The 24,407-nt window shown below is 61.7% G+C and carries 26 protein-coding genes and 1 pseudogene; 9 read left to right on the top strand and 18 right to left on the bottom strand.

What is annotated here, in order from left to right:
* Nucleotides 1–275: 275 nt before the first annotated feature.
* The 8 genes and pseudogenes from M5C56_RS06555 to M5C56_RS06520 all read right to left on the bottom strand — a co-directional run bounded on the left by M5C56_RS06555 (nucleotide 276) and on the right by M5C56_RS06520 (nucleotide 8,051).
* The gene (locus M5C56_RS06555; protein ID WP_103497687.1) at nucleotides 276–863 is read right to left on the bottom strand and encodes a mobile mystery protein B; all 588 of its coding nucleotides are present in this window, start codon (nucleotides 861–863) and stop codon (nucleotides 276–278) included.
* Entirely contained in the window at nucleotides 854–1,318 is a 465-nt protein-coding gene (locus tag M5C56_RS06550; protein WP_103497686.1) for a mobile mystery protein A, read from the bottom strand. The genes M5C56_RS06555 and M5C56_RS06550 overlap by 10 nt, the downstream gene beginning before the upstream one ends.
* 282 nt (nucleotides 1,319–1,600) lie before the next feature.
* Nucleotides 1,601–1,723: pseudogene (locus M5C56_RS06545) on the bottom strand (phage antirepressor protein); the annotation flags it as partial.
* A 13-nt stretch (nucleotides 1,724–1,736) separates the two neighbouring features.
* Complete coding sequence (locus tag M5C56_RS06540; RefSeq protein ID WP_103497685.1) at nucleotides 1,737–3,557, bottom strand: monovalent cation:proton antiporter-2 (CPA2) family protein; 1,821 nt, start codon at nucleotides 3,555–3,557, stop codon at nucleotides 1,737–1,739.
* A 77-nt stretch (nucleotides 3,558–3,634) separates the two neighbouring features.
* Nucleotides 3,635–4,279, bottom strand: coding sequence for a hydrolase (locus tag M5C56_RS06535; RefSeq protein ID WP_152736695.1), 645 nt, complete (start codon nucleotides 4,277–4,279; stop codon nucleotides 3,635–3,637).
* Nucleotides 4,280–4,491: 212 nt separating this feature from the next.
* Complete coding sequence (locus M5C56_RS06530; protein WP_103499029.1) at nucleotides 4,492–6,126, bottom strand: GMC family oxidoreductase; 1,635 nt, start codon at nucleotides 6,124–6,126, stop codon at nucleotides 4,492–4,494.
* Nucleotides 6,123–6,665: a sorbitol dehydrogenase family protein gene (locus M5C56_RS06525; protein ID WP_247263072.1), complete on the bottom strand. Its 543-nt coding sequence runs from the start codon at nucleotides 6,663–6,665 to the stop codon at nucleotides 6,123–6,125. The genes M5C56_RS06530 and M5C56_RS06525 overlap by 4 nt, the downstream gene beginning before the upstream one ends.
* Nucleotides 6,666–6,680: 15 nt before the next feature.
* A complete protein-coding gene (locus M5C56_RS06520) occupies nucleotides 6,681–8,051 on the bottom strand; it encodes a cytochrome c (RefSeq protein WP_103499027.1) in 1,371 nt (456 codons plus the stop codon).
* A gap of 533 nt (nucleotides 8,052–8,584) precedes the next feature.
* On the opposite strand from M5C56_RS06520, the gene M5C56_RS06515 reads away from it, so the two are divergent.
* Nucleotides 8,585–10,225: a methyl-accepting chemotaxis protein gene (locus M5C56_RS06515; protein WP_103499026.1), complete on the top strand. Its 1,641-nt coding sequence runs from the start codon at nucleotides 8,585–8,587 to the stop codon at nucleotides 10,223–10,225.
* A 77-nt stretch (nucleotides 10,226–10,302) separates the two neighbouring features.
* On the opposite strand, the gene M5C56_RS06510 is transcribed toward M5C56_RS06515, so the two are convergent.
* The gene (locus M5C56_RS06510; RefSeq protein ID WP_103499025.1) at nucleotides 10,303–10,563 is read right to left on the bottom strand and encodes an accessory factor UbiK family protein; all 261 of its coding nucleotides are present in this window, start codon (nucleotides 10,561–10,563) and stop codon (nucleotides 10,303–10,305) included.
* Nucleotides 10,564–10,979: 416 nt separating this feature from the next.
* On the opposite strand from M5C56_RS06510, the gene glnK reads away from it, so the two are divergent.
* The 4 genes from glnK (at nucleotide 10,980) to sutA (ending at nucleotide 13,766) form a co-directional block, all read left to right on the top strand.
* Entirely contained in the window at nucleotides 10,980–11,318 is a 339-nt protein-coding gene (glnK, locus tag M5C56_RS06505) for a P-II family nitrogen regulator (RefSeq protein WP_002555808.1), read from the top strand.
* A 34-nt stretch (nucleotides 11,319–11,352) separates the two neighbouring features.
* On the top strand, nucleotides 11,353–12,693 hold the full coding sequence (locus M5C56_RS06500) for an ammonium transporter (RefSeq protein WP_103499024.1): 1,341 nt from the start codon (nucleotides 11,353–11,355) through the stop codon (nucleotides 12,691–12,693).
* A 212-nt stretch (nucleotides 12,694–12,905) separates the two neighbouring features.
* Nucleotides 12,906–13,331 carry a secondary thiamine-phosphate synthase enzyme YjbQ gene (locus M5C56_RS06495; protein ID WP_100942141.1) on the top strand — a complete coding sequence of 142 codons (426 nt, stop codon included), beginning with the start codon at nucleotides 12,906–12,908 and terminating at the stop codon, nucleotides 13,329–13,331.
* Between the two features lie 102 nt (nucleotides 13,332–13,433).
* A complete protein-coding gene (gene sutA / locus M5C56_RS06490; protein WP_100942140.1) occupies nucleotides 13,434–13,766 on the top strand; it encodes a transcriptional regulator SutA in 333 nt (110 codons plus the stop codon).
* 132 nt (nucleotides 13,767–13,898) lie between these two features.
* On the opposite strand, the gene M5C56_RS06485 is transcribed toward sutA, so the two are convergent.
* The 6 genes from M5C56_RS06485 to M5C56_RS06460 are packed head-to-tail and all read right to left on the bottom strand — an operon-like array spanning nucleotide 13,899 to nucleotide 18,497.
* The gene (locus M5C56_RS06485) at nucleotides 13,899–14,606 is read right to left on the bottom strand and encodes an HAD family hydrolase (protein ID WP_103499023.1); all 708 of its coding nucleotides are present in this window, start codon (nucleotides 14,604–14,606) and stop codon (nucleotides 13,899–13,901) included.
* Complete coding sequence (xerC, locus tag M5C56_RS06480) at nucleotides 14,606–15,502, bottom strand: tyrosine recombinase XerC (RefSeq protein ID WP_103499022.1); 897 nt, start codon at nucleotides 15,500–15,502, stop codon at nucleotides 14,606–14,608. The genes M5C56_RS06485 and xerC overlap by 1 nt, the downstream gene beginning before the upstream one ends.
* A gap of 2 nt (nucleotides 15,503–15,504) precedes the next feature.
* Nucleotides 15,505–16,230 (bottom strand): DUF484 family protein, encoded by a 726-nt coding sequence (locus M5C56_RS06475; RefSeq protein WP_103499021.1) that lies wholly within the window; start codon nucleotides 16,228–16,230, stop codon nucleotides 15,505–15,507.
* 13 nt (nucleotides 16,231–16,243) lie between these two features.
* On the bottom strand, nucleotides 16,244–17,074 hold the full coding sequence (dapF, locus tag M5C56_RS06470) for a diaminopimelate epimerase (protein ID WP_103499020.1): 831 nt from the start codon (nucleotides 17,072–17,074) through the stop codon (nucleotides 16,244–16,246).
* A 4-nt stretch (nucleotides 17,075–17,078) separates the two neighbouring features.
* Nucleotides 17,079–18,326, bottom strand: coding sequence for a diaminopimelate decarboxylase (gene lysA, locus M5C56_RS06465; RefSeq protein WP_103499019.1), 1,248 nt, complete (start codon nucleotides 18,324–18,326; stop codon nucleotides 17,079–17,081).
* A gap of 9 nt (nucleotides 18,327–18,335) precedes the next feature.
* On the bottom strand, nucleotides 18,336–18,497 hold the full coding sequence (locus tag M5C56_RS06460; RefSeq protein WP_103499018.1) for a lipoprotein: 162 nt from the start codon (nucleotides 18,495–18,497) through the stop codon (nucleotides 18,336–18,338).
* Nucleotides 18,498–18,711: 214 nt separating this feature from the next.
* Here M5C56_RS06460 and cyaY point away from each other — a divergent pair, with 214 nt between their 5' ends.
* The 3 genes from cyaY to rnk all read left to right on the top strand — a co-directional run bounded on the left by cyaY (nucleotide 18,712) and on the right by rnk (nucleotide 19,864).
* A complete protein-coding gene (cyaY, locus tag M5C56_RS06455; RefSeq protein WP_103499017.1) occupies nucleotides 18,712–19,068 on the top strand; it encodes an iron donor protein CyaY in 357 nt (118 codons plus the stop codon).
* Nucleotides 19,068–19,292: a DUF1289 domain-containing protein gene (locus tag M5C56_RS06450; protein ID WP_103499030.1), complete on the top strand. Its 225-nt coding sequence runs from the start codon at nucleotides 19,068–19,070 to the stop codon at nucleotides 19,290–19,292. Before cyaY ends, M5C56_RS06450 begins: the two co-directional genes overlap by 1 nt.
* 158 nt (nucleotides 19,293–19,450) lie before the next feature.
* A complete protein-coding gene (gene rnk / locus M5C56_RS06445) occupies nucleotides 19,451–19,864 on the top strand; it encodes a nucleoside diphosphate kinase regulator (protein ID WP_100942132.1) in 414 nt (137 codons plus the stop codon).
* Between the two features lie 16 nt (nucleotides 19,865–19,880).
* On the opposite strand, the gene M5C56_RS06440 is transcribed toward rnk, so the two are convergent.
* The 3 genes from M5C56_RS06440 to M5C56_RS06430 all read right to left on the bottom strand — a co-directional run bounded on the left by M5C56_RS06440 (nucleotide 19,881) and on the right by M5C56_RS06430 (nucleotide 23,610).
* Nucleotides 19,881–22,727 (bottom strand): class I adenylate cyclase, encoded by a 2,847-nt coding sequence (locus tag M5C56_RS06440; protein ID WP_103499016.1) that lies wholly within the window; start codon nucleotides 22,725–22,727, stop codon nucleotides 19,881–19,883.
* A 176-nt stretch (nucleotides 22,728–22,903) separates the two neighbouring features.
* On the bottom strand, nucleotides 22,904–23,149 hold the full coding sequence (locus M5C56_RS06435) for a TIGR02647 family protein (protein ID WP_100942130.1): 246 nt from the start codon (nucleotides 23,147–23,149) through the stop codon (nucleotides 22,904–22,906).
* Nucleotides 23,150–23,325: 176 nt separating this feature from the next.
* Entirely contained in the window at nucleotides 23,326–23,610 is a 285-nt protein-coding gene (locus M5C56_RS06430) for a hypothetical protein (RefSeq protein ID WP_103499015.1), read from the bottom strand.
* A gap of 125 nt (nucleotides 23,611–23,735) precedes the next feature.
* On the opposite strand from M5C56_RS06430, the gene M5C56_RS06425 reads away from it, so the two are divergent.
* Entirely contained in the window at nucleotides 23,736–24,395 is a 660-nt protein-coding gene (locus M5C56_RS06425; protein ID WP_103499014.1) for a glutathione S-transferase, read from the top strand.
* Nucleotides 24,396–24,407: the final 12 nt, after the last annotated feature.

The following is a 24,407-nucleotide window of genomic DNA, read 5'->3' as shown; positions in this document are numbered from 1 at the left end:
GGAGGGGCTTGGGGGCTTTTATGTGTCCAGACGATTCGATGTCTGTTCGTGGGGGGCGGGAAGCAGGGTTAGCATCGGCCAGCGAGGTCGTCAGAAACGAGTAGGCCCCGCATAGCGGGGCCATATATACCTAGGTTCTTCACCGTTTCAGTAACCCGGGAGTGGAATGGCCAGGGCTGCGAAGAAATTGTATTGGAATCTTTTTTCTCTTGGTAGTGATGGCAACAGCGGGCCGGCGCTCACTGCGCTTGATACGTAGTTCCCAAGGGGGGGGCTCAACTACGTACGAAGACCATAAGTGGGGCGTAATCGCCGGCATCGGCGTCACGGAGGGACCGGATATAGCGATCACGGACCTCATTGGTTGAAACCAGATTCCCATTACCCCAGGAGAAATCAAGGCAACCGCACTGCCTGAGAAGAGCATCGGTCATGTAACGAGCATGGCGGCCATTTCCGTTTGGGAAGGGGTGTATCGACACGAGCTGGTGATGAAAACGAGCCGCTATCTCATCAGGTGTGAAGGTCTTGTTCTCTACCCAGTACGCCACATTGCCTAGAAGCTGATTCAGCTTGATCGAGATCTGTATCGGATCGCAGCCGATATTTTTTTCAGTTCTGCGGAATGTGCCAGCCCAGTTCCATGTGTCACTGAACATTTTCTTGTGAAGGTCGCGGCAGAAGTGTTCGTTAAGCACATCAAGCTTTTTCTGGCGATTCAGCCACTGCCTGGCCTTGAGCAGGTTTTCCGCTTCCCACTCGTCAAGCTCGCCCTGGGTACTGATGTGTTTTGGCTTGAGACCTGCGGCTTCGTCATGGTCGAGAGGGGTTTGCCCGGGTTTCAGTTCGAGTTCTACCGCCATAGTCGAGCCCACGCTCCTGCCAGCAGTTCCTGGCGTCGTTCAGTTACCTTGCGTTCGATGAATGAGTCGGACGGGCGCTGGTCTTCAAGGGCCATCATGTGCGAAACCCCCATGACCTCTTTCCGGGCCAACGATTCTGCGCGCTCTTCGACCATGTCATGCAAAGGCTTCTTCGGTATCAGTGCATAGACCAGCTCGCAGTCCAGCCCGTTGGCCAGTTTTCTCAGTTGACCGAGGGTAATTCGGTCATCTGCCTCCGATTGCTCGGATTTTTGAAGCGTGGCGGGCGCCACGCCGAGCAGAGCAGCCTGACTGCGTACAGTTCTGCCCAGGGATTCTCGAATCGAGCGCAGCCAGCCACCACGAGGGGTAGTTTTCCCTTTGAGGGTTACGAAGGGCTCGAGAGCCCGTTCCACCTGAGCCAGACGCAGGTTGCTGAGTGAGGAATTACGCATGAGATCTCCTTTTTGACAGCCTATAAGCTGTCAAAATAGGCATTTATGTATGCCTATAGGCTAACAATTTATCATTTTTGTTAGCCTGTAGGCTAACAAAATAATGTTTTTGATAGCCCATAGGGATACAAAAATAAAGATTTTGTATGCGTATAGGCATATATTTTATGATTTATGTATGCCTATAGGCTAACAATTTTGACAATGGCTTGGGTGTGAAAGCTGGTGCCGGTGGCTCTGTGCAGTCCTGCGGCGCATCGAGGAGACCCCAGAGCCCCAACCTTACGACAACGATGGAAGTAGGCGTGACGTTCGTTTCCACCACGGCGCGTTTCGCGTGCTACGTGGCTGTTCTCCCTTCGGCAGCATATGGGGAACATCTTGCCGTCTGGTCCACGGCTGATTTATTTGCGCCGATCTACCGGACATCGAGTGGCACCGCCTGTTCCGGCTCCCCTGTATCACTTTCGAACAGCCGGGCCAGCTCCAGGCGGGCTTCCTGCGCGGTCTGCCTGATCTTCGAGGTGTCGTCGCGTACCAGCCGTTGGGCGGCCAGCACCTGCTCATCATGTGCCATGAACTGCTGGATCCGGTGCTCGGCCTGGGTTGGGGAGATACCGAGTCCTTTTAGGGTGCGGCGGGTCATCTCCAGACTCGAATAAAAGGTCTCTCGCACGGGCTCGGCACCGGCATCGAGCAGTTGGTGTACGTGCTGTCGATTGCGGGCCCGTGCCAGGACTTTGACCTGTGGATACAGGCGCTGCACCGCTTGCGCGGTCTTCACGGCTTTCTCCGGGTCGTCCAGGGCGACGATGAAATATTCGGCCTCGCCGACCTTGGCGGCACTCAGGATTTCCGGGCGCAGGGGGTCGCCATAGAACACCGGCGCGTGCTCGAAGCTGCGGGTCATCTCGATGGTATCGATCGAGGTGTCCAGCGCGACGAAGGGAATGTCCTGCGCATGCAGGATCCGCGCAATGATCTGGCCGACGCGCCCCATGCCGGCGATGACCACTCGCGGCCCTTCGCTCTGGATCGCCTTGAGACTTTCCGGCACCTCCCTGGTCGGCTGTGGACGCGTCTTCAGCCCTCGCGCGCAGGCCAGCAGCAGCGGAGTGACGGCCATCGACAGGGTGATGGTCATGATCAGGGTATCGTAGGTGCGGGCATCGAACAGCCCCAGGTTCTGGCCAAGCTTGAATACCACAAAGGCGAACTCCCCGCCGGCGGCCAGTACCAGGCCCAGGCGCAGTGCCGCGATGCGCGACAAACCACCGGCCATGCGTGCGACGAACATCAGCAAGGGCAGCTTGAGGGCGATCAGCAGGAGGGTCAGGCCGACGATCAGGCCGGGATTCTCGAACAGCAGCGCCAGGTTGGCGCCCATGCCCACGCTCATGAAGAACAAGCCCAGCAGCAGACCCTTGAATGGCTCGATCTGTGACTCTAGCTCATGGCGATATTCCGAGTCGGCCAGCAGCAGGCCCGCAAGGAACGCCCCCAGCGCCATCGACACTCCCGCCAGTTCCATCAGCCAGGCGGTACCGAGCACCACCAGCAGTGCGGTGGCGGTGGCGACTTCCGGCAGGCCGGTGCGAGCCACGGCGCGGAACAACGGGCGCAGCAGGTAGCGACCCCCCACCACCACTACGGCGATGCTGCCGAGCACCTTCAGCCCGTGGGCCAGGCCGCTTTCGCCGGTGGCCTGCGCGCCGGTGACCGCCAACAGTGGTACCAGGGCGATGAGGGGGATGGCGGCGATGTCCTGGAACAGTAGGATGGCGAAGGCGAGCCGACCATGGGGGCTGTTCAATTGGCGGCTCTCGGCGAGGCTCTGCAATCCCAGTGCCGTCGATGACAGTGCCAGGCCCAAGCCGAGGATGACCGCCGCCTGGAGGGTCTGGCCGAAGGCGACGATGGCCAGCGTGCCGATCACCAATCCGGTGAGCAGCACCTGGGCCAGCCCGACGCCGAACACCGCCTTGCGCATCAGCCAGAGGCGCTTGGGCGATAGCTCCAGGCCAATGATGAACAGCAGGAATACCACCCCCATCTCGGAGAAGCTCGCGACGTTTTCCGCGTTGCCCAGCAATTTCAGCGCCTGTGGGCCGATGAGTACGCCAGCCAGCAAGTACCCGAGCACGGCACCGAGCTGAAGGCGCTTGGCCAGGGGAACGATGATGACGGCGGCCATCAGGAGAATGACCGAGGCCTGCAGCAGGCTGCCTTCATGTGGCATGGGAGAGCTCCCTTGATTCTGGAAAATACAATGCAAGCCCGCCAGCATGCAGCCTGGCGGGCAAATTGTCGGGAGAATCAGCTCAGGGTGCGCTGCGGTGCGTTGTGCACCATGGTGTAGGCGTAATCCACGCCCATGCCGTAGGCGCCGCTGTGCTCGCGCACCAGATCCATCACCGCGTCGTAGGTTTCCTTGTGCGCCCAGTCACGCTGGAACTCCAGCAGTACCTGCTGCCAGGTCACCGGGACGGCACCGGCCTGAATCATCCGTTGCACGGACATGTCGTGGGCTTCCTGGGTGGTGCCGCCGGACGCGTCGGTGACGATGTACACCTCGAAACCTTCGGCCAGGGCTTCCAGGGCCGGGAAGTTCAGGCACACCTCGGTCCACAGTGCGGCCATGATCAGCTTCTTGCGACCGGTGGCCTTCACCGCTTCGACGAATTTCTTGTCTTCCCAGGAGTTCATCGAGGTGCGCTCGATCGGCTGTGCGCCCGGGTTCACTGCCAGCAACTCAGGCCAGATGTAACCGCTGAAGCTCTTGGTTTCCACCGAGGTATAGATCGTCGGCACGTTGAAGATCTTCGCCGCCTTGGCCAGGCCCACGGTGTTGTTCTTCAGCGTCTGACGATCGATCGATTGCACGCCGAAGGACATTTGCGGTTGGTGGTCGATCAGGATTAGGGTGGAGTTGGTTGGGTTGAGCAGTTCGCGGTTGGACATGATTGATTTCCTTATGAGTCGGGAGTGTTGAGAGATTGAATTCGGCAGCAGCTTGTCGTTTCGGTCAGTGGCTGCGGCATGGGTGTACTTTATTGTTCAATATCTCTCGGGACAATCCGGCAAAAACGGGAATCATTGATTCTAATAAAGATACAATTCGCTCAGTGCCCGAGGGCGCGTGACAAGCCAGGTTGGCTTGTCACGGTAGAGGTCTAGACCTCCCCCAGCAATTGATCGGCGATACGAATGCTCAGCGCGGCGCCGGTCAATGTGGGGTTCACGCAAGACGACGAGGGCATCACGCTGGTTCCGGCGATAAACAGGTTGGCGTGGTCATGGCTGCGGCAGTCGCGGTCGACCACCGAGTTTTTTGGATCGTCGCCCATGATGGTGGTGCCCATGATGTGCTGGCGGTTCTGGAAGTTGACATCGGTGCCGAGGATATCGGCGTCGAGCAGGTGGGCGAACTGCTTGAGATCCTCCAGCGCCTTTTCCTTACCGGCATGCCAGTAGTCAGGGACACTGTAGTAGATCTCCGGCATCGGCAGGCCAATCGCATCGAAGCGCGTCTTGCTCGGTGTGATGCGGTTTTCCGGCAGCGGCAGGGTCTCGAAGTCCACTGCCCAGTTCAGCGAGCGTGCCGACTGCAGGCGTATCTGTTCGTCGAGCTTTGAGCCGAGCACGCCCTTGGCGATCAGGTTGCTGGTGATCTGCGAGGTCGGGACCGTGTTGCGGACCTTGATCTTGTAGCTCGGGTAGTCCTTGCGGAAGGCGCCGTCGCGGCTGTTCAGGTACACCAGCAATTGGGTCGGTCCCTCGCCGGGCCACATGTCCTCCTTGGTCATCACGTTCATGCTGACGCCGGTGTGGTCCATCAGGTTGCGGCCGACCTGGTCGGAAGTGTTGGCGATACCGTTGGGGTATTTCTCGGACGTGGACATCAGCAACAGCTTCGGCGATTCGATGCCATAGGCCGCCAGCACGAAGTAACGGGCGGTCAGGCGATGCTGGGTCTTGTCCGGGCGCATGTACCAGATCGCGGTAATCTTGCCATCGTCGCCGGCCTCGATCTTGTAGACCACCGAGTTGTCCAGGAACTTGGCGCCATGACGCTCGGCCTCGTCGATATGCATCGAACCATCGTACTTGGCGGCAATCGGACAGACCGGGTTGCAGTTGTTGTTGCCTGCGCACGGCGGGCGCTTGCCATAGGGGCGGGTGGCACGGCCATTGGGTTCGAGGATCGGGTGGTAGCCACCCTTGCTCAGCAGGGTCGAGAGGCGCTGGAACATATAGCTCGGCTTCAGGCCCTGCATCGGGTAGGGGATCGAGCGCGGCGGATAGGCCTTGCCACCCTGGCCGCTTTCGTCCTGGCCATCGACCCCGGAGACGCCCAGCTCGGTTTCGGCACGGGCGTAGAAGGGCTCCAGTTCGTCGTAGCTGATCGGCCAATCGCGCCCTCGGCCATAGAGGGCGTTGAGGCGGAAGTCGTTGGGTAGCATGCGCCACAGCGAGGAGCCGAAGTGCCAGGTGGTGCCGCCGACCACGCGCAGGTAGGAGGTGTTGTATTTGACCGGGCCGACCTGCTGCAGGTAGTCGCCATAGGTGGACGGCGCGTGCGGCAGGCTCGGATAGGGCGAGCCGGCACCCTGCAGCTTGGTATTGGCCAGCGACAGTTTGACTGCGGAATTGCGGAAGGTCTCGACGATCTCGCGACGGTTCACCCGCGGGCCTGCTTCGAGGATGATCACGGATTTGTTCGCCTTGGCCAGGTTGCTGGCAATCAGGCCACCCATCACGCCGGAACCGATGACGATCACGTCGGCGTCGTAAGCCATGCTGCTCATAGTTTGAAATCCTGAGTGTCGGCTGGCTTGCTGCCCCAGGAGTCGGGGCCGCCACCGTAAGTTGGGATGATGAGGATGCCGTGGGTCGGGCGGTACATCAGTGCCTCGGCGTAGCTGACCAGCTCGGCGTCGGCGAGCTCGCCGACGGTGCCCAGGTACCAGGCCGAAATGATGCTGGTCGCGGTCGCCTTCAATGATGGGTCGGGGTTGGCCTGGGCGAGGTATTCATCCACATGCTTGAAGCCCTGTCCGACGATCAGTTGTTTGAGGGCAGCGACATTGCCGCTGAAATTCGCCGCGCGCCGGCTCAGGGCGCGGTAGTAGCGTGCCGCCAGGACCGGGTTGACCGGTCGGCTGACCAGGAATTGCGACAAAACGATAAAGTCCTGGTCGCTTTCGGCCATGGCCATGACCGGTTGCCAGGGGCCGAGACCACCGACCAGGGCCGCCAGGCCCAGGGTGACCGAGCCGCTTAGCAGGCTGCGGCGGGACAAGACATGGGAGGGGGCGGATGGAACGGGCACGTGTTTGTCAGTCATCGAAGTTTCCATTGCTCAGGCTTCCCTATACCGACGGCGAACATTGAATCTGAACAGGGCCAGGATGATCAGCAGGCCGAGAATGATCAGGCCTGGCACGCTGAACTGCGCCAGCACGGCGAGCGGCGCCTTGGGGCCGCCTTCGCGTACGCGCGCCACATCGGCGGCGGTCACGCTCGGTTCGGGATTGCCGTAGTGGGACAGGACATAGTTGCTGACATCGGCGATCTGCTGGTCGTCGAGGCGATCGGTGAACCGCGCGTCGGGACCGAAGGCCGGCATATCGATTGCCACGCCGTCGACTTCGCGGTGCACGCCGTAGACGATGGTCGCGATCAGGTTGTCGCGGCGGCTGGTCGCGGTGTTATGGAACAGTGATGGGTACTCGCGGGTGCCCTGGCCGTTGGCCTGGTGGCAGTTGGCGCAGGTGCCGCTGAAGATGTGCCAGCCCGGATTGTCCTGCGGGTTGCCGCCGCGCAGGCTGAGCTCGTCGCTAGACGCCTGGCCGAAGGTATGCCGGGCCTGGCGCTCGTCGCTGGTGATGGGGCGGGTCTGCAACAGGTAGGCCGCGATGGCCTTGAGGTCATCTTCGGCGAGGTACTGCAGGCTGTGCTCGACCGCCTCGGCCATGGGGCCGGCAGCCTGTGCCTTGCCCTCGACATGGCCGCTGCGCAGGTAAGCGACGATCTCGTCGTTCGACCAGGCACCGATCCCGCTGGTCTTGTCCGAGGTGATGTTCGGTGCGTACCAAGTCCCCAGCGAGCCGCCGGACAGCGCCTTGTCATTATCCGCGGCCATCAGGAAGTTGCGCGGGGTATGGCAGGTGTCGCAATGGGCCAGCGCATTGACCAGGTAGTCGCCGCGATTGACCTGCCTGGACTTGCCCGGATCCGCCACGAAGCGTTCCTGGCGGTGGAACAGGAGGTTCCAGCCGAGCATCGAGGTGCGGATATTGAACGGAAAGTCGAGTTCGGTCTTGCGGCTGGGCATATCCACCGGCGCGACTTCCTGCATGAAGTACTGATACAGGGCGGCGACATCGCTATCAGTCAGCTTCGCGTAGGACGTATAGGGCATCGCCGGGTACAGGCGGGTGCCATCCGGGGGCACGCCGTCGCGCACGGCGCGGGAGAAGTCTGCCTGGCTGTAATTGCCGATACCGGCGGTTTTCGAGGGGGTGATATTCGTCGAGTAGATGACACCCATCGGCGAGTTGAGTGGGTAACCGCCGGCAAAGGGCTTGCCTGCGTCGCTGCTATGGCAGGCCACGCAATCAGCGGCCACCGCCAGACGCTTGCCTGGCGAAGCACTGGCATCGAGCGCCTGGCCATGGGCCGCCAGGCTGACCGCCGTCAGGACCAGGCACCCTGCGATCGTAATCTTCATGGGTTTTGCCTTGCGCGCACCTGGCAATGGCTGACCCATCCTCTGCGGATGCATAGGTAACTCCTCATGGTTTGGCCCACACGCGTGATCTTGGTGGGGAGGGCCAAAGTTTTTTCCTAGTCATACGATGTCGTACATTGCGATCAATATTTCACATGAGGTAATCTTTCTCAACAAATATGGCAAATAGCCATTATTTATTTTTTCCAGTAGATGGCTCTGGAATGGGTATTTCAGCGTGGTGTTGGCCGGAAACATCGTGAGTGCGATGGGACGGCAAGAAAGAAAGTTGTCCTTTTTGACTCCCTCATACTTGAGAGCCAGCGGGTGTTTTGGCTTGTGCGTTTGTGGCGTGGTACGACGTCATGTTCAAGAAAACGTGCCAGGCATTGCGCTGGCGGTGCCTGCACTGTCGCCAGGCGGGCCCGAGTGGCGATGGAGTACCGACACGGTCCCTTCACCTGGCATTACGCAGGGCGGGGAAATACACACATAACAGGGCTGTGCGATCAGCACCCTATGAGGAACCACCGATGAACTGGCTCAATGATGCAAAATTCTCGACCAAACTGATCACTTCCTTTGTCCTCTGTGCCTTGATCACACTCGCTGTGGGAATGCTTGGCATCAGCGGTGTTTCCGCGCTGTCGGCGCGCCTGCAGGCGGTGTTCGGCAACAACCTGGTCTCGGTCGCCAACACGTCGCAGACCAAGACCAAGGCGGTTGGCCAGATGCGCGACATGTACCGGCTTTATGTCGCCACCGCCGGCAATGCCCCGCAGAGCATGAAGGATGAGTTTCTCGCCTCGATGAAAGGCAACCAGTTGGCCAGCGAGCAGGCGTTTGCCGCGTATCGCAAAGGGCTCCTGGCTGAAGACGAGCGCATTGCCGGCGACCAGATGGCCCGCGACTGGCCGGTCTACCAGGCGATGGTGCAGCAGTATGTGGCACTGATGGCGGCCGGCGACCTGGAGAAGGGGTACCCCCTGCTGCTGGGTGACCTGCAGAAGGCTTATCGCAAAGTGATGGATCAGTTGACCATCATGATCGACTCCAATGATCGCCAGATCAGTGAAGATGCCAAGGCTGCCAAGCTTCAAGAGGTGTCGGCCAGGACCCTGTTGTACAGCGGCATTATCGCGGCCTTTGTAGCTGCGTTGCTGTTGGGCCTGTTTATCAGCCGCCTGATCAGCCGACCGATTGCCACGGCGGTCGATTGCGCGCAACGCATCGCCCAGGGCAACCTGACCCAGCCCATCACCAGCCAGCGCCGCGATGAAGCCGGCCAGTTGCTCAAGGCCCTGGGGGACATGCAGGCCAGCCTGAAGTCGACGATCCAGCAGATTGCCAGCGCTTCGGATCAGTTGGCTTCCGCCGCCGAGGAACTGACGGCTGTCACCGACGATGGAAGCCGTGCCTTGACCCGGCAGAATGACGAGATCCAGCAGGCGGCCACGGCTGTGACCGAAATGACCTCGGCAGTCGAAGAGGTGGCTCGCAATGCCGTCTCCACCTCCCAAGCTTCGCAATCGACCAGTCTGCAGGCCAGCAATGGCCGCGACCAGGCACGTAACGCGATGCTGGCGATCAACAATGCAACCCTGGAAATCACGTCATCCACCGGCTTGGTCAGGGACCTTGCCGTGCAGGTTCGCGATATCGGCAAGGTGCTGGACGTGATTCGCGGGATCGCCGAACAGACCAACCTGCTGGCCCTCAATGCGGCCATCGAGGCCGCCCGCGCCGGTGAGCAGGGGCGCGGCTTCGCCGTGGTCGCCGATGAGGTTCGCGCCCTGGCTGCGCGCACCCAGGCGTCCACCGGTGAAATCGAGAGCATGATTCGCTCGGTACAGAACCGTGCCGACGGCGCAGTCGAGGCCATGGGCAAGAGCCAGGCGCTGGTGACCGAGACCCAGGGCCTGGCCCAGACCACTGGCGAGGCCCTGGAGCAGATCGCCGACGGTATTGCGCAGATCAATGACCGTAACCTGGTGATCGCCACGGCTTCGGAGGAGCAGGCCCATGTGGCCCGTGAGGTCGATCGCAACCTGGTGAATATCCAGAATCTCTCGACCCAGTCCGCCGCCGGTGCGCACCAGACCAGCGCTTCGAGCCAGGAATTGTCGAACCTGGCCCTTTCGTTCAACACGCTGGTCAGCCGTTTCCGCCTCTGACCCTATGTGCCAGGAATGGTACTGACTTGCCCATGCACCGAATGCGTTCGGGTAGCTACTTAGCGGCCTGATGCTGGTTATTGCTGGGCTGGAGCCAGCCGCGCCTCCAGCTCCGCCACCTTCGCCTCCAGACTCTCCAGCCGCGCGCGAGTCCGGGCCAACACCACCATCTGGCTGTCGAACTCTTCCCGGCTGACCAGGTCCAGCTTGCTGAAGCCGCTCTGCAACAGCACCTTGAACTGGCTTTCGAATTCCTGGCGGGGCAGGGGTGTTTCACCGCTGAACAAACGGGAGGCGTGGCCGCTCAGGGCATCGAGGAAAGCTTTGGGCGCAAGCATGGCTAAGGTTCCGGAAACAGATTACCGACCAGTGTACCACGCAGTGTCTATAGTCATTTCCATGGGGCGGGCGCACGGTTATCGCGCATCGCGCTGGCGCAGTGCGCACCGTTGTTGTGCGTATAGCCCGGGCGCAACGTGCTTTTTCACCCTCCATAGCGACCAAGGGACTGAAATCATTGGTTTTTACGGAGCTGGCAAGCTTTCTGCTTAGTTGCCAGTGACCCATGCACTGATGCAGTCGCTGTGACGAATGCAGTGCGGCAGGCGAAGCTGGGAAGTTTCGCCGGCAGCGGTTAGCTGGCGTCGGGCGGTAGATGTGGACCGACGATGCGTTACAAAGCCAGGCACTGCGCTTAGACTTGAGTCGGGTTTGTTTTCCTGGGGCAAGTCCACCAATTCGGGAGAGAGTTTTCATGAAGCTAGTCACTGCCATCATCAAGCCGTTCAAGTTGGACGACGTGCGCGAGTCGTTGTCCGAGATCGGCGTGCAGGGCATTACCGTTACTGAGGTCAAAGGCTTCGGTCGGCAGAAGGGTCACACCGAGCTGTATCGCGGCGCGGAATACGTGGTCGACTTCCTGCCCAAGGTGAAGATTGATGTCGCCATTGACGACAAGGATCTTGACCGGGTTATCGAGGCGATAACCAAGGCGGCCAACACCGGCAAGATTGGTGACGGCAAGATCTTTGTGGTCAATCTGGAACAGGCTATTCGCATCCGTACCGGCGAAACCGATACCGACGCAATCTAAGCCGCCAAACCCCAACGCCCCAGGAGAAAACAATATGACTCTGCGTAAATTCGCAGGGCTAGGAGCCCTGTTGTCCCTCGTAATGCCGGCCTTGGCCATGGCGGCGGACCCGGTACCTGCTCCAGTCCTCAATTCCGGCGATACCAGCTGGATGCTGACCTCCACAGCCCTCGTGCTGTTCATGACGATCCCAGGCCTCGCGCTGTTCTACGGCGGCATGGTGCGTTCGAAAAACATTCTTTCCGTGATGATGCAGTGCTTCGCCATTACCGGGCTGATCACCGTTCTGTGGTTCATTTATGGCTACAGTCTTGCGTTCGATACCACCGGGATGGAAGCCAACGTCGTCAACTACAACTCCTTCGTCGGCAGTATGGCCAAGGCCTTCCTCGCGGGCATCACGCCGGCCAGCATCACCGGGCCGACGGCGCTGTTCCCCGAGGCGGTGTTCGTCACCTTCCAGATGACCTTCGCCATCATCACCCCGGCGCTGATCGTCGGTGCCTTCGCCGAACGCATGAAGTTCTCCGCGATGCTGGTGTTCATGGGCGTGTGGTTCACCCTGGTCTATGCGCCGATTGCGCATATGGTCTGGAGCGGCCCGGGTTCCCTGCTGGGCGACTGGGGCGTGCTCGACTTCGCCGGCGGCACCGTGGTGCACATCAACGCCGGTGTTGCCGGCCTGGTGGCCTGCCTGGTGCTGGGCAAGCGCAAAGGCTTCCCGAGCACACCGATGGCACCACACAACCTCGGTTACACCCTGATGGGCGCGGCCATGCTGTGGGTCGGCTGGTTCGGCTTCAACGCCGGTTCCGCCTCGGCGGCCAACGGCACCGCCGGTATGGCGATGCTGGTCACCCAGATCGCTACCGCCGCCGCTGCGCTGGGCTGGATGTTCGCCGAGTGGCTGACCCACGGTAAGCCAAGTGCCCTGGGCATCGCTTCGGGTGTGGTCGCCGGTCTGGTTGCCATTACGCCTGCTGCCGGCACCGTGGGCCCGATGGGCTCGCTGATCATCGGCCTGGCGGCCGGTGTGGTGTGCTTCTTCTGCGCCACTACGCTGAAACGCAAACTGGGCTACGACGACTCCCTGGACGCCTTCGGCGTGCACGGTATCGGCGGTATGCTCGGCGCGATCCTGACCGGTGTGTTCGCCGCACCGTCCATGGGCGGCTTCAACACCGCTACCACCGATGTCGCCGCACAAGTCTGGATTCAGTGCAAAGGCGTCGGCTTCACCGTCATCTACACCGCGATTGTCACCTTCATCATCCTCAAGGTGCTGGATGCCGTGATGGGGCTGCGTGTGACCGACGAAGAAGAGTCGGTGGGCCTGGACCTGGCGCAACACAACGAGCGTGGCTTGAACGTGTAACCGCACTGAAAAAAAATGCCCGGCTTGCCGGGCATTTTTTTGCCTGGAGTTTGTCATTGAAAAAGGGACTGAAAGGATTTATCCAAAGGCATTACGGCCAAAACCCCAGGGCGTTTTTGTAAGGGTCGATTGCTTACAGCAAAGCAAGAGGATTAGGCGCTTTGCTTTTTTCCACAGCGCGCTAGAATGCGCGCCGAAGGGCGGAGAACTGTATGTGGCAACAGACCCTGATTACCTTGCGGGCCAGGCCCCGGGGTTTTCATTTGGTGACCCAGGAGTTGCTCGACGGTTTGCCTGAACTCCAGGCGTGCCAGGTCGGTCTTTTGCATCTGTGGCTGCAGCATACCTCGGCCTCGTTGACCATCAACGAGAATGCCGATCCGGCGGTCCGTCGCGACTTCGAGCGTTTTTTCAACCGGCTGGTACCCCAGGTCAAGGCCGATTATGAACACAACGACGAAGGCGCGGACGACCTGCCGGCGCACTTCAAGGCCAGTTTGCTAGGCTGTCAGCTGACTTTGCCGGTGACGGCGGGACGGTTGGCCCTGGGTAGCTGGCAAGGTGTCTATCTGGGCGAGCACCGGGATCATGGCGGTGCTCGTAAAGTCCTTGCCACCCTTTACGGTGACGGGGCATAAGCCGCTGGTATGCAGCGGATGTTGATTTTTTTCCGGCGGCCTTCGACAGTCGGCACAGCTGGGCTATAACTAATCTGCTTTTCGCAAGTCATGAGGTAGAACATGAGCGACGATGATCTGGAAAACGACGACCTCGAGGTCGGTGAAGACGACGAAACCGAAGAAGGTCTGGAAGCGGCGTCAGCTGAAGATGTAGATGTTGCCGATGACGACGGTGGTGATGCACCGGTACCGACTGCCAAGGGCAAAGCCAAGGCTGCGGTGTCGGTTGACGAACTGCCGAGCGTTGAAGCCAAGAACAAGGAACGCGACGCCCTGGCCAAGGCCATGGAAGAGTTCCTGGCGCGTGGCGGCAAGGTGCAGGAAGTCGAGGCCAATGTGGTGGCCGATCCGCCCAAGAAGCCCGATAACAAATACGGCAGCCGGCCTATCTGAGTCTCAGCGTCGGTTTTCTGCTTTGTTGAAAAAGCCCGCCGTCGCTGCGGGCTTTTTCATGGGCGGACAGTGGTGTTTGGCACCGGCTGCGCCGGTGATCGCGAGCAAGCTTGCTCCTACGGGAGCGTGCGCTCAGCCAGGGATATTCCAGCCGGCCAGCAGCGCCGGTAGCTCGCTCAGGCTGCGAACCTGCGCATCCGGCTGCCGCTCTGCTTCCCAGGCCTTGCCCGTCGGGTTGTACCAGATTGCCCGCAGGCCGGCCTGCTGGGCCCCGGCGATGTCGTCCCCGGGGTGATCGCCGATATGCACCGCCGCGCTGGCCGGGACATTGCCGCCGCGCACCAGGGCTTCGTGGAACAGCCGTGCATCCGGCTTGGCAATGCCGATGTCTTCGGCACACAGCGCAAAGCGGAAATAGTCGGCGAGCCCGAGGCGGCGCACGTCGGCATTGCCATTGGTGACCACTCCCAGGGCAAAGGAGCGGCCCAAAGCCTCCAGGGTCGGCTCGACCTCCGGAAACACCTCGATCTGGTGCCTGGCGTGGATAAACACCTCGAAGCTCTCCTCCGCCAGCTGCGAAGCCTGCGCATGAGGATAACCGGCCTCTTCCAGGGCGTGGAACAGAACCCGCCGGCGCAAGGCGCTGATGCGGTGCTTGAGCGTCGGCTCCTTGAGCAATACCCGTTCGCGAATCGCCCACAGGTGTTCCACCGGCACGCCGCCCAGGTTCGGGGCATGCTCGGCCAGCCATTCACGCAAAACGGCCTCCGCGCTGTGGATAACCGGCGCGGTATCCCACAGGGTATCGTCGAGGTCGAAGGTGATCAGCTGAATCGTCATTACTCACTGTCCTTGCTGCGTTTGGCCCGGGGATGGGCGCTGTCATAGACGGTTGCCAGGTGCTGGAAGTCCAGGTGGGTGTAGATCTGCGTGGTCTTGATATCCGAGTGGCCGAGCAGCTCCTGCACGGCGCGCAAATCCTGGGACGACTCCAGCAGGTGGCTGGCGAAGGAGTGCCGGAGCATGTGCGGGTGCAGGTTCTGCCCCAGTTCGCGCTCGCCGGCGGCCTTGACCCGCAGTTGAATGGCCCGTGGACCCAGGCGGCGGCCTTGCTGGCTGACGAATACGGCGTCGTCGGGGGGATTGCTCAGGGCGCGCAACGGCAACCAGCTCTGCAAGGCTTCCCGGGCTTTGCGGCCGATGGGCAGGACGCGGGTCTTGCTGCCCTTGCCGTGGACCTGCACCAGGCCGTCGGCCAGGTCCAACTGCTCTAGATCGAGCCCGGTCAGCTCCGACAGGCGCAGGCCCGAGGAGTAGAACAGCTCGAGGATGGCCTGGTCGCGACGGGCGATAAAGTCGTCCTCCACCCCGCCGTCCAGCAATTGCAGGGCGCGGTCGGTATCCAGGGTCTTGGGCAGGCGGCGTTCGCCCTTGGGCGGTGCCAGGCCGGTGGCCGGGTCGTGGGTGCAGAGGCCTTCGCGGTTGAGGTACTGGTACAGCCCGCGCACCGCCGACAGCAGGCGGGCCAGGCTGCGAGAAGACTGACCCTGCTGGTGCAGGCGGGCGATCAGGCGCCTCAGGCGTTGGATATCCAGGGCGCTCCAGCTGCCGATCTGTTCCTTGGTGCAAAAGCCCAGGACCTTGTCCAGGTCGCGGCGATAAGCCAGCAGCGTATGGGGCGACACCTGGCGCTCACTGCGCAGGTGCTCGCAGTAGGCGTCCAGCTGCCGCTCCATGGCTAGCGCACCGAGCGCAGGGCGGGGGTGAAGCGCGGAACCACGCGGCCCATGACTTCGGCGATGTAGCTGAGGAACAGGGTGCCCACCGAGCTTTTGTAGTGTTGCGGGTCACGGCTGGCCACGGCCAGGACGCCATGTACACCCTGATAGCTGATGGCGACCACCGCGGTGGAGCCGATCTGCTTGCGTTGTTCTTCGCCGAACAGGAAGTCCAGCTCGTGCTCACGCAGGCTGCCGCTGATGCTCTTGCCTTCCGAGAGCAGGCCGCCGATGGCTTGCTGGGCTTCGGCATGGCTGACCCAGCGGCCCACCGGCATGGCGTTGTCGCCGAACAGGATCAGGCTGACGAAGGGCACCTGGAAGTCCTGGCGCAGGCTGTCTTCCACGGCCATGACCAGGTCGTCCAGGCTGGTGGCGTCCATCAGCGCGAGGATCAGGCGGCGGGTCTTCTCGAACAGGCGATCGTTGTCCCGGGCCACATCCATCAGTTGCGACAGGCGATGACGCATCTCGATGTTGCGCTCGCGGAGGATCTTCATCTGGCGCTCGACCAGCGACACCGTATCGCCGCGTCGATGAGGAATGCGCAGCGCCGGCAGCAGTTCCTCGTGCTCGACGAAGAAATCCGGATTGGCCTCCAGATAGGCGGCGACCTGCGCCGCCTCAAGGCTCTGTGCAGGCGACTCGTTGGGCTGTTCGGCTGGAACCTGAGGCTGGTCGGTCATGGTATTGGCTCGCTTATAGACGCACTTGTCCTTCATACACCCGAACGGCAGGACCCGTCATCATCACCGGTTCGCCGACACCCGCCCATTCGATGGACAGGCGTCCGCCGGGCAGGTCGAGGGTCACCGGTGAATCCATCCAGCCCTGGCTGATGGCAGCCACCGCGGCGGCGCAGGCGCCGGTCCCGCAGGCTTGGGTTTCCCCGGCGCCACGTTCCCAGACTCGCAGTTGTCCGCGGTGGCGGTCAATCACTTGCAGGAAGCCGACATTGACCCGGGCCGGAAAGCGCGGGTGATGTTCGATCTTCGGTCCCAGTTCATGCACCGGCGCGCTGTTGATGTCGCTGACCCGCAGCACCGCATGGGGATTGCCCATGGACACGGCGGCCAGGTCGACGTTCTGGCCGTCGACATCCACGGCGTAGCTCGTGGCCTGTTGCTCGGCCTGGAACGGGATTTCGGCCGGCACCAGGCGCGGCGGGCCCATGTTCACGCTGATCTGGCCGTCCTGGCGGACATCCAGCTCGATGACCCCGCTCTTGGTTTCGACGCGGATCAGGCGCTTGGCGGTCAGGCGTTTGTCGAGCACGAAACGGGCGAAACAGCGCGCACCGTTGCCGCACTGTTCCACTTCCGAACCGTCGGAGTTGAAGATCCGATAGCGGAAATCCACTTCCGGATTGCTCGGCGCCTCGACGATCAGCAACTGGTCGAAGCCGATACCGGTGTGGCGGTCGCCCCATTGCTTGGCGTGCTTGGGCTGGATATGCGCGTGCTGGCTGACCAGGTCGAGGACCATGAAGTCGTTGCCCAGGCCGTGCATCTTGGTAAAACGCAGCAGCATGGTCTTACTCCGGCAGCAGGCTTTCGCCGGCATACAACTCGGCGAGCGTCTCGCGACGACGCACTTCGAACATCTGCTCGCCATCCACCAGCACTTCGGCGGCGCGGCCGCGAGTGTTGTAGTTGGAGCTCATGACGAAACCGTAGGCGCCGGCCGAGTGCACGGCCAGCAGGTCACCTTCCTCGAGGGCCAGCTGACGTTCCTTGGCCAGGAAGTCGCCGGTCTCGCAGATCGGCCCGACGATATCGTAGACCCGCCCGGCGGCTTCGCGCGGACGTACGGCGCTGACGCCCATCCAGGCCTGGTACAGGGCCGGACGGATCAGGTCGTTCATCGCCGCGTCGACGATGGCGAAATCCTTGTGTTCGGTGTGCTTGAGGTACTCGACCTGGGTCAGCAACACGCCGGCATTGGCGACGATATAGCGGCCCGGCTCGAACATCAGCCCCAGGTCGCGACCGGCGATACGCTCGCGCACGGCCTTGATGTAGTCGCCGACCAGCGGTGGCTCTTCGTCGCGATAACGCACGCCGACGCCGCCACCGAGGTCGATGTGCTGCAGGTAGATGCCGCATTCGCCGAGGCGGTCGATCAGCGCCAGCAGGCGGTCGAGGGCGTCGAGGAAGGGTTCGAGGGTGGTCAGCTGCGAGCCGATATGGCAATCGACGCCCAGCACTTCCAGGTTAGGCAGCTGTGCGGCGCGGATGTAGACATCCTCGGCATCGGCAATGGCGATCCCGAATTTGTTCTCTTTAAGGCCGGTGGAGATGTACGGGTGGGTGCCGGCGTCGACATCCGGGTTGACCCGCAACGAGACCGGCGCACGCACGCCCAGCTCGGCGGCCACTACTTGCAGGCGTTCCAGCTCGTCGGTGGACTCGATATTGAAGCAGTGCACACCGACTTCCAGGGCGCGGCGCATGTCTTCACGGGTCTTGCCGACGCCGGAGAAGACGATCTTGTCGGCGCTGCCGCCGGCGGCCAGGACCCGCTCCAGTTCACCACGGGAAACGATGTCGAAACCGGCACCGAGGCGCGCCAGGACGTTCAGCACGCCCAGGTTGGAGTTGGCCTTGACCGCGAAGCAGACCAGGTGCGGCATGCCTTCGAGGGCATTGGCATAGGCGTTGTACTGCGCCTCGATGTGGGCGCGGGAATAGACGTAGGTCGGCGTGCCAAAGCGCTCGGCAATGGCGGACAAAGCTACACCTTCCGCGAACAGCTCACCGCCACGGTAGTTAAAAGCTTCCATGGTGATCCCTTAGTAGGTGTCGTGCTGGTGCGCTTTGGCCTGCGAGGACTTGGCCTGGTCGTCCGGGTTCTGGCTGCCATCGGGCAGATACAGCGGACCTTTTTGACCACAGGCGGAGACGAGGCAAGCGATCGCGAGGAGCGCAGCAAGGGAAGAGATCAGGCGCTTCATGGCGAAATCCTTTGAAAAAGCATTAATTGCGCCGGAGTATACCGGCCACCCGGCGGCTTGCCTATGCGGGCCGCTGCCCGTCCGGCGGCACCCGGGCACCGTTTGTGGATTATTGATGTCACTCTTGGCTTCACGTGGTTATGCTTTGCAATCGTCCGGGAGCGCTCGTATCTTGCGGCGCTTGAAGGGACACGCATTTTTCGAGGTTCGCGCAATGAGTTTGACTGAAGCCCGTTTTCACGATCTGGTCGATTCCACCCTGGAAAACCTGGAAGAAGTGTTCGATGAGAGTGGCCTGGATGTGGACCTGGAAAACTCCGCCGGTGTGCTCACCGCGAAGTTCGAAGGCGGCAGCCAGCTGATCTTCAGTCGCCAGGAGCCGCTGCGTCAGCTCTGGCTGGCGACGGCCAAGCCCACCGGTGGTTATCACTTCGAGTACAAGGAAAGCAGCAGCGAGGATGAAGACGGCAGCTATTGGTTCTGTGTGAAGAGCGAAGAGAAGCTCAACGAGATCCTGGCGCGCTTTACCCTGGAACAGGCCGGTGTCGACCTGGACTTCGAAGAGATCTGATCGTGACGCAGCAAACCGCTCCGGCACGCCCCGCCAAGCCGTTGTACAGCAACGTCAGCCCGGCCGTGCCGTCGCCTTGTGTGAGCCTTTGTCGGCTGGACGAGCAGAAAATTTGTATCGGCTGTTTTCGGCACGTCGAGGATATCCGCGACTGGCGCGCGGCGGATGATGCGCGCCGGCGGGAGATCTGCGAGCAGGCCCGGCAGCGCCAGGCGCAGGCCTGACGGATTGTCGGGGGCAAACCCCTTCCGCCTCGGGTTGTGTATTTACGCCGCTGTGGTAGTGTCCGGGTACGCCTCGTGTCGACGAGGCCTGTGAAAACCCCGCCTTTCGTGGCGGGGTTTTGCTTTTATCGTGCAGAAAAAAGGAGTCTGCCTGGATCATGAGCACCGCACCTTCCATCATCCTCACCCGCCTTGACGTGCAACGTCTGGAGCGCCTGATCGACAGCCTGGACGACACGCTGCCCGGTGTCATCGCGTTGCAAGCCGAACTGGACCGTGCCGACAGCGTGGTAGGCCACGAAGAAGTGCCGGCCGGTGTCGTGACCATGAATTCCCGGGTGCACTGCCGTGAAGAGGTCAGCGGCAAGGATTATCGCCTGACCCTGGTGTACCCGCAGGACGCCAATGCCGATGAAGGGCGGATTTCCATTCTCGCGCCGGTGGGCAGCGCCTTGCTCGGTTTGCAGGTCGGCCAGCACATCGATTGGCCCGCTCCGGGCGGCAAGACCCTGAAGCTGAACCTGCTGGAAGTGGAATATCAGCCGGAAGCCGCCGGCGACTTCCACCTCTGAGCCCGCCCTGGCGCCCTCAGACCTGGTCCAGTGCCAGGTTCAGTGCGCTTTCCAGTTCGGCCTTGTAGCGCAGGTAGAGATTGCTCGAACCCTGTCCGTCACCGATCAGCGCACTCAGGTCCAGGTCGGTTATGTAGCAGCGGTAGCGTTCGATTTCCCGGCGCTGCCCGACGATTTCCCGGGCGACCGTGATAAACAACTGGTCGCCGTATTCCAGTTCGGAAAACTCCCGCTGATTGCAGTACAGGGTGACCTGGACCGTATCCGTCCCGGTTTTGCCGACAATCGCCTGGACGTCATAGAACGGCTTGTTGACCGGGGTTTGCGGCGCCGGCCGGGGTTCAACCCGGCGCGCTCGCCCGGGTCCCGAGGGCAGCACCTGGTAGTAGAGGATTTCCAGCGCCGCCGAAGACGCCGTCGTCTCCATGGGCATCAGCGCCTCGCGGCGGTAGAGAATCGACTGCAGGAAGCGTTGCAGCGGCACCAGCAGGCTTTGCTCGTCATGGAACGGCAGGCGCTGTTGCCAGAGGGCATTGAATTCATCCAGCACGTACAGCTCGGCGTAGGTGTCGTTGATCCGGTAGAACACCTGCACGCATTCGGGCTGGCCCATGGGCAGCACCAGCGCCAGGTCGTGCTCCTCCATCGCCCGGATGTCCACGTACAGCGGGCTGTAGGCGGACAGTTCCTGGTTCAGGTAGCTGAGCAACTCCGCCAGGCTGTCCAGGGCGATATGTTTGACACGGCCCTGCACCAGCTCCAGGACGTGATAGTGCTGCTGGACCTGGACCAGATAACGATGATTGAGGTTGCCGAGCAACAGTTCCTGGGCGGTGTTGAGCACTTCCTCGACCCGTTGGGCGATGAACTGCGCGCGGTTGTGGCAGAAGCAGCGCACCCGCAAGCGCGGCAGCTGGCGCCCGACCGGCAGGTGGTTGAGGTAGTTGCACAGGCAGTCGAGCAGCGCGTGAGGACCGTCGTAACGGTTGATCAGCACTTCGTTCCAGCTGTTGAGCGTGACCTGGTCGAGGGTCAGCACCAGGTTTTCCCTGACGCCGGCGTAACTCAGGGAGTCGGTGCGCTCGGTGGTCATCAGGATATTCAGGTCGCGGTGGTGCTTGAGCGGGTCGACCCCGATATTCACCAGGATCAGCACTTCGGCCGCAATACTCGGGCGCAGCAACTGGTCCTCGCTGACGCTGCCCAGGGGCAGGGCGATGGTCTGTTGCAGGCTGCCGAGCAGGTTGAACAGTTCGAACTCGGTCAGGTCGCTGCTGCCGGGGTGCAGCGACAGGCGTGTGGTGGGGTCGATCACACCATTGCGATGACTCCAGGCCAGCAGTTCCAGCAGTTCGCGGCTGCGCTTGATCGGGGCGAAGTTTTCCCATTCGAGGGCGTTCAGGCTGCCGTTGTACAGGGCCCAGTGGGTTTGCCCCGGTTCCTTGCGGTTGGGCGACTGGACCAGGGTAAGGGTGTCTTCGGCCAGGTCCGGGGCGATGCCGGGGTTGATGAACTCGATCTTGCCGGCCTTGCGCTCGAACGCGGCGTACAGACGGCGGCCGAGGACATTCAGGTCGCGCTTGTTGATCAGGCTGACGGCCTGCTCGGTGCGGGCGAACTGGGTCAGGAAGCGGTAGCTGTAGTTGAGTTCGTTGACCAGGGCCCGGCGTTCGGCGCTGACCTGGCGGACTTTCCACTGGCTGCGGCTGTCGAGCAGCGCCAGTTGCCGGCGGTCCCAGCCCCACTCGGCGGCCAGTCGCATCAGCAGCAGGCGCTGCCAGCTCTGGTTGCGCGTGCTCTGGCCGGTAAGCTTGCGGTTGACCTTCAGGTACAGGCTGCGCCGCACCAATTCCAGGCGCTCCGGTTCATTGCGGGCCTTGAGGTACTCCTCGATGCGCCGGTAGACCACGACATAGGGGTCCAGCTCGTCGAGGTCCAGGTGATTGGCGAACACCGCCTGCTTGAAGCGCAGGCTCAGGCACTCGACGTGGGGATGTTCGCTGGCGTAGACCTCGATCAGCAGCAGCTTGAGCACCGATTTGTAGGGCGACTCGATGCCTTTGAACAGTTGCCAGAGCCCGGCACCGATAAATTCCCCCGGCGGAATCCGCGCCAGATGGCCGAGGTCGAGGGTTTCGTTGGCGCGGATAAAGCGCTTGGACAACAAGGTGTGGGTGTACTGGTCGTAGTGCTGTTCCTCATACACCGGCACCAGCCACCACAGCGGCGTGCGCCCGGCGAGCCAGATGGCGGTGCGGTAGAACTCGTCCAGCAACAGGTAATGCTGGGTGGTGCCGCAGTCTTCCGAGCTCAGTTGCGTATCGCGCTCGCCGCGCACGAAGCGGCTCGGGTCGATCAGGAAGAAATGCGCTTCGGCGCCCTGGCTGGCGGCCCACTCCTCCAGCAGCTGGCACTTCTTGCGCAGTTCGGCCAGCTCGCCCTGGCTCAGATCGCTGGCGTGGCAGACCCACATGTCCATGTCGCTCTGCTCGGCCTGGGCCAGGGTGCCGAGGCTGCCCATCAGGAACAGGCCGTGGATCGGCCGCGGTGGATTGCCGTGGCGGGTCTTGTAGGAAAACGAGCGGGTCAGGCGCTGGGCTTCGGCCAGGGCCAGCTCGCCGGGTTCATAGTCCGACAGTCCGGCCGGTGTGCTACCGGAGACATAACCGGGCAGCAACGGGTGATTGACGTGGAAAAACAGCGGCAGCAGGTTGAGCACCACCTGTTGGCGTGGTGACAGACCTTCGAGGGCACGACTCATGCGCCCCTGGTTGAGCTTCAGGAAGCGCGCACGCAGTTGGCTGAGGACTTTGCGATCGATTCCCTCGTCCAGGTTCGGGCGAATTTCGTGGGTACGCGTCATGTCTAACTCAAACCGGCTCGCGGGGCTCGAAAGGAAGGGGTTCGCAAGGGTGGCAGTTTAGCGCCGAAGTGGCAGGACGCTTAAACAGAATTTCTTCTGGACGTCGGTTTTTCAGCGTTTTGTCGTCGGCGCCCGCGAGATCCGGCAGAAGGCGATCCCGTGGGCGCGGCGAAGGGTCAGGCGGCTTCTTTGATGGCCAGGATGGTCAGCAGGCCTTGGGCATGCTCGGCTGCGTCACGGCCCAGGCTGGTCAGGTAACCGCCGTCGGCTTGGGTGATCAGCTCTTTCTCGAACAGGCGTTGGGCGGCGGCGATGGCTTTTGGCGCGGCGGTCTGATGAATTTTCAGGCCTTCCTGGGAATTGCCCAGATTGAACAGTGCAAGGATTTCCAGTTCGGCAACCAACTCAGGGGTATACGACATAAGGACTCCAGACTTTCTAGGAATTATTGGACGACAGCGCCCCTAAGGTGATCGCAGTTGAGCGCTCTGTCCAGTCTTCGATGTGGATGCGGTCGAACGGTGGGGACAGCGCCCCGGGACCGAGTGGTGAGGGGGCGATATCAGTGTAGACAGGGGGCGCTGCAAATCCAGTGGGGTTACTGAATCTCGGGAGGCAGTTCCGGCAGGGCACGCAAGGCGGTCTCGTACCATTCTGTATTGAACGGGCGATCTTCATCCAACATCGCATCGATCTCCACGGCCAGCACGTGGGCCATCAGGTTGAGGATCTCTTCGCGCTCGTAACTCACCAGGGTCAGTTTGTTGAAGATCGCCTTGGCCGCCGGCGGGTTGTCGGTCTCGATCTGGTTTTCGATGGCCTGGACCAGGGTGCTTTCGGCGAACGCTTCGTCGTCGTTGTCGATATCGGTTGGCTCGCTCATGGCGGACTCCTCAAGGAAAGGCGGCCAGTTTAACTGTATTCAGGGGCGTGATGCTGCTGGCGAGAGAGCCTTCGAGGTTCTATAACTGCCGGGGCCAACCCCCTGCACGGCCTGGAGGCTTTGTGATGCTCAAACTTTATGGATTCGCGGTCAGCAACTACTACAACATGGTCAAGTTGGCGCTGCTGGAAAAGGGCCTGCCTTTCGAGGAAGTGCCGTTTTATGCTGGGCAGACCCCGGAGGCCCTGGCGATAAGCCCCCGTGGCAAGGTCCCGGTGCTGGGCGTAGAGCAGGGTTTTATCAACGAAACCGCGGTGATCCTGCCCTATATCGATGACACCCAGCCGGGGGTGAAGCTGCTGCCGGCCGATCCTTTCCAGCGGGCCCGGGTGTTGGCGCTGGCCAAGGAAATCGAGTTGTACATCGAGTTGCCGGCGCGGGCGTCGTTCGCCGAGGCCTTCTTCGGGATGCCGGTGCCGGAGGCGATCAAGGAGAAGACCCGGGCCGAATTGCTGCTGGGTTTTGCCTCGCTCAAGCGTCATGGCTCGTTCGGCCCTTATGTGGCGGGCAGCGAGTTCAGCGTGGCGGATATCTACTTTCTCTACAGCGTCGACCTGGCCTGCGCGGTCGGCCAGAAGCTGTTCGGGATTGATTTGTTGGCCGAGATGCCTGAGGCCAAAGCGTTGCTGGAACGCTTGCAGCAGTGGCCGAATGTGCAGCGAATAGCCGCGGACAAGGAAGCCGGGATGCCGGCGTTCCTGGCGATGGTTGCGGCCAAGAAATAGTTTTGTGGCGCT

Source organism: Pseudomonas sp. MWU13-2862 (assembly GCF_023242495.1).
Taxonomy (GTDB): domain Bacteria; phylum Pseudomonadota; class Gammaproteobacteria; order Pseudomonadales; family Pseudomonadaceae; genus Aquipseudomonas; species Aquipseudomonas gingeri_D.
This window is presented reverse-complemented; position numbering and strand designations above follow the sequence as displayed.

What these genes read in the sequence shown, in the direction of transcription:
- M5C56_RS06460 (WP_103499018.1), bottom strand. Translation starts at nt 18,497, where the DNA reads ATGAAGCGCCTGATCTCTTCCCTTGCTGCGCTCCTCGCGATCGCTTGC.
- rnk (WP_100942132.1), top strand. Translation starts at nt 19,451, where the DNA reads ATGAGCACCGCACCTTCCATCATCCTCACCCGCCTTGACGTGCAACGT.
- M5C56_RS06495 (WP_100942141.1), top strand. Translation starts at nt 12,906, where the DNA reads ATGTGGCAACAGACCCTGATTACCTTGCGGGCCAGGCCCCGGGGTTTT.
- M5C56_RS06535 (WP_152736695.1), bottom strand. Translation starts at nt 4,279, where the DNA reads ATGTCCAACCGCGAACTGCTCAACCCAACCAACTCCACCCTAATCCTG.
- M5C56_RS06530 (WP_103499029.1), bottom strand. Translation starts at nt 6,126, where the DNA reads ATGAGCAGCATGGCTTACGACGCCGACGTGATCGTCATCGGTTCCGGC.
- glnK (WP_002555808.1), top strand. Translation starts at nt 10,980, where the DNA reads ATGAAGCTAGTCACTGCCATCATCAAGCCGTTCAAGTTGGACGACGTG.
- sutA (WP_100942140.1), top strand. Translation starts at nt 13,434, where the DNA reads ATGAGCGACGATGATCTGGAAAACGACGACCTCGAGGTCGGTGAAGAC.
- M5C56_RS06435 (WP_100942130.1), bottom strand. Translation starts at nt 23,149, where the DNA reads ATGTCGTATACCCCTGAGTTGGTTGCCGAACTGGAAATCCTTGCACTG.
- lysA (WP_103499019.1), bottom strand. Translation starts at nt 18,326, where the DNA reads ATGGAAGCTTTTAACTACCGTGGCGGTGAGCTGTTCGCGGAAGGTGTA.
- M5C56_RS06485 (WP_103499023.1), bottom strand. Translation starts at nt 14,606, where the DNA reads ATGACGATTCAGCTGATCACCTTCGACCTCGACGATACCCTGTGGGAT.
- xerC (WP_103499022.1), bottom strand. Translation starts at nt 15,502, where the DNA reads ATGGAGCGGCAGCTGGACGCCTACTGCGAGCACCTGCGCAGTGAGCGC.
- M5C56_RS06440 (WP_103499016.1), bottom strand. Translation starts at nt 22,727, where the DNA reads ATGACGCGTACCCACGAAATTCGCCCGAACCTGGACGAGGGAATCGAT.
- dapF (WP_103499020.1), bottom strand. Translation starts at nt 17,074, where the DNA reads ATGCTGCTGCGTTTTACCAAGATGCACGGCCTGGGCAACGACTTCATG.
- cyaY (WP_103499017.1), top strand. Translation starts at nt 18,712, where the DNA reads ATGAGTTTGACTGAAGCCCGTTTTCACGATCTGGTCGATTCCACCCTG.
- M5C56_RS06500 (WP_103499024.1), top strand. Translation starts at nt 11,353, where the DNA reads ATGACTCTGCGTAAATTCGCAGGGCTAGGAGCCCTGTTGTCCCTCGTA.
- M5C56_RS06520 (WP_103499027.1), bottom strand. Translation starts at nt 8,051, where the DNA reads ATGAAGATTACGATCGCAGGGTGCCTGGTCCTGACGGCGGTCAGCCTG.
- M5C56_RS06515 (WP_103499026.1), top strand. Translation starts at nt 8,585, where the DNA reads ATGAACTGGCTCAATGATGCAAAATTCTCGACCAAACTGATCACTTCC.
- M5C56_RS06550 (WP_103497686.1), bottom strand. Translation starts at nt 1,318, where the DNA reads ATGCGTAATTCCTCACTCAGCAACCTGCGTCTGGCTCAGGTGGAACGG.
- M5C56_RS06430 (WP_103499015.1), bottom strand. Translation starts at nt 23,610, where the DNA reads ATGAGCGAGCCAACCGATATCGACAACGACGACGAAGCGTTCGCCGAA.
- M5C56_RS06475 (WP_103499021.1), bottom strand. Translation starts at nt 16,230, where the DNA reads ATGACCGACCAGCCTCAGGTTCCAGCCGAACAGCCCAACGAGTCGCCT.
- M5C56_RS06510 (WP_103499025.1), bottom strand. Translation starts at nt 10,563, where the DNA reads ATGCTTGCGCCCAAAGCTTTCCTCGATGCCCTGAGCGGCCACGCCTCC.
- M5C56_RS06555 (WP_103497687.1), bottom strand. Translation starts at nt 863, where the DNA reads ATGGCGGTAGAACTCGAACTGAAACCCGGGCAAACCCCTCTCGACCAT.
- M5C56_RS06540 (WP_103497685.1), bottom strand. Translation starts at nt 3,557, where the DNA reads ATGCCACATGAAGGCAGCCTGCTGCAGGCCTCGGTCATTCTCCTGATG.
- M5C56_RS06425 (WP_103499014.1), top strand. Translation starts at nt 23,736, where the DNA reads ATGCTCAAACTTTATGGATTCGCGGTCAGCAACTACTACAACATGGTC.
- M5C56_RS06525 (WP_247263072.1), bottom strand. Translation starts at nt 6,665, where the DNA reads ATGACTGACAAACACGTGCCCGTTCCATCCGCCCCCTCCCATGTCTTG.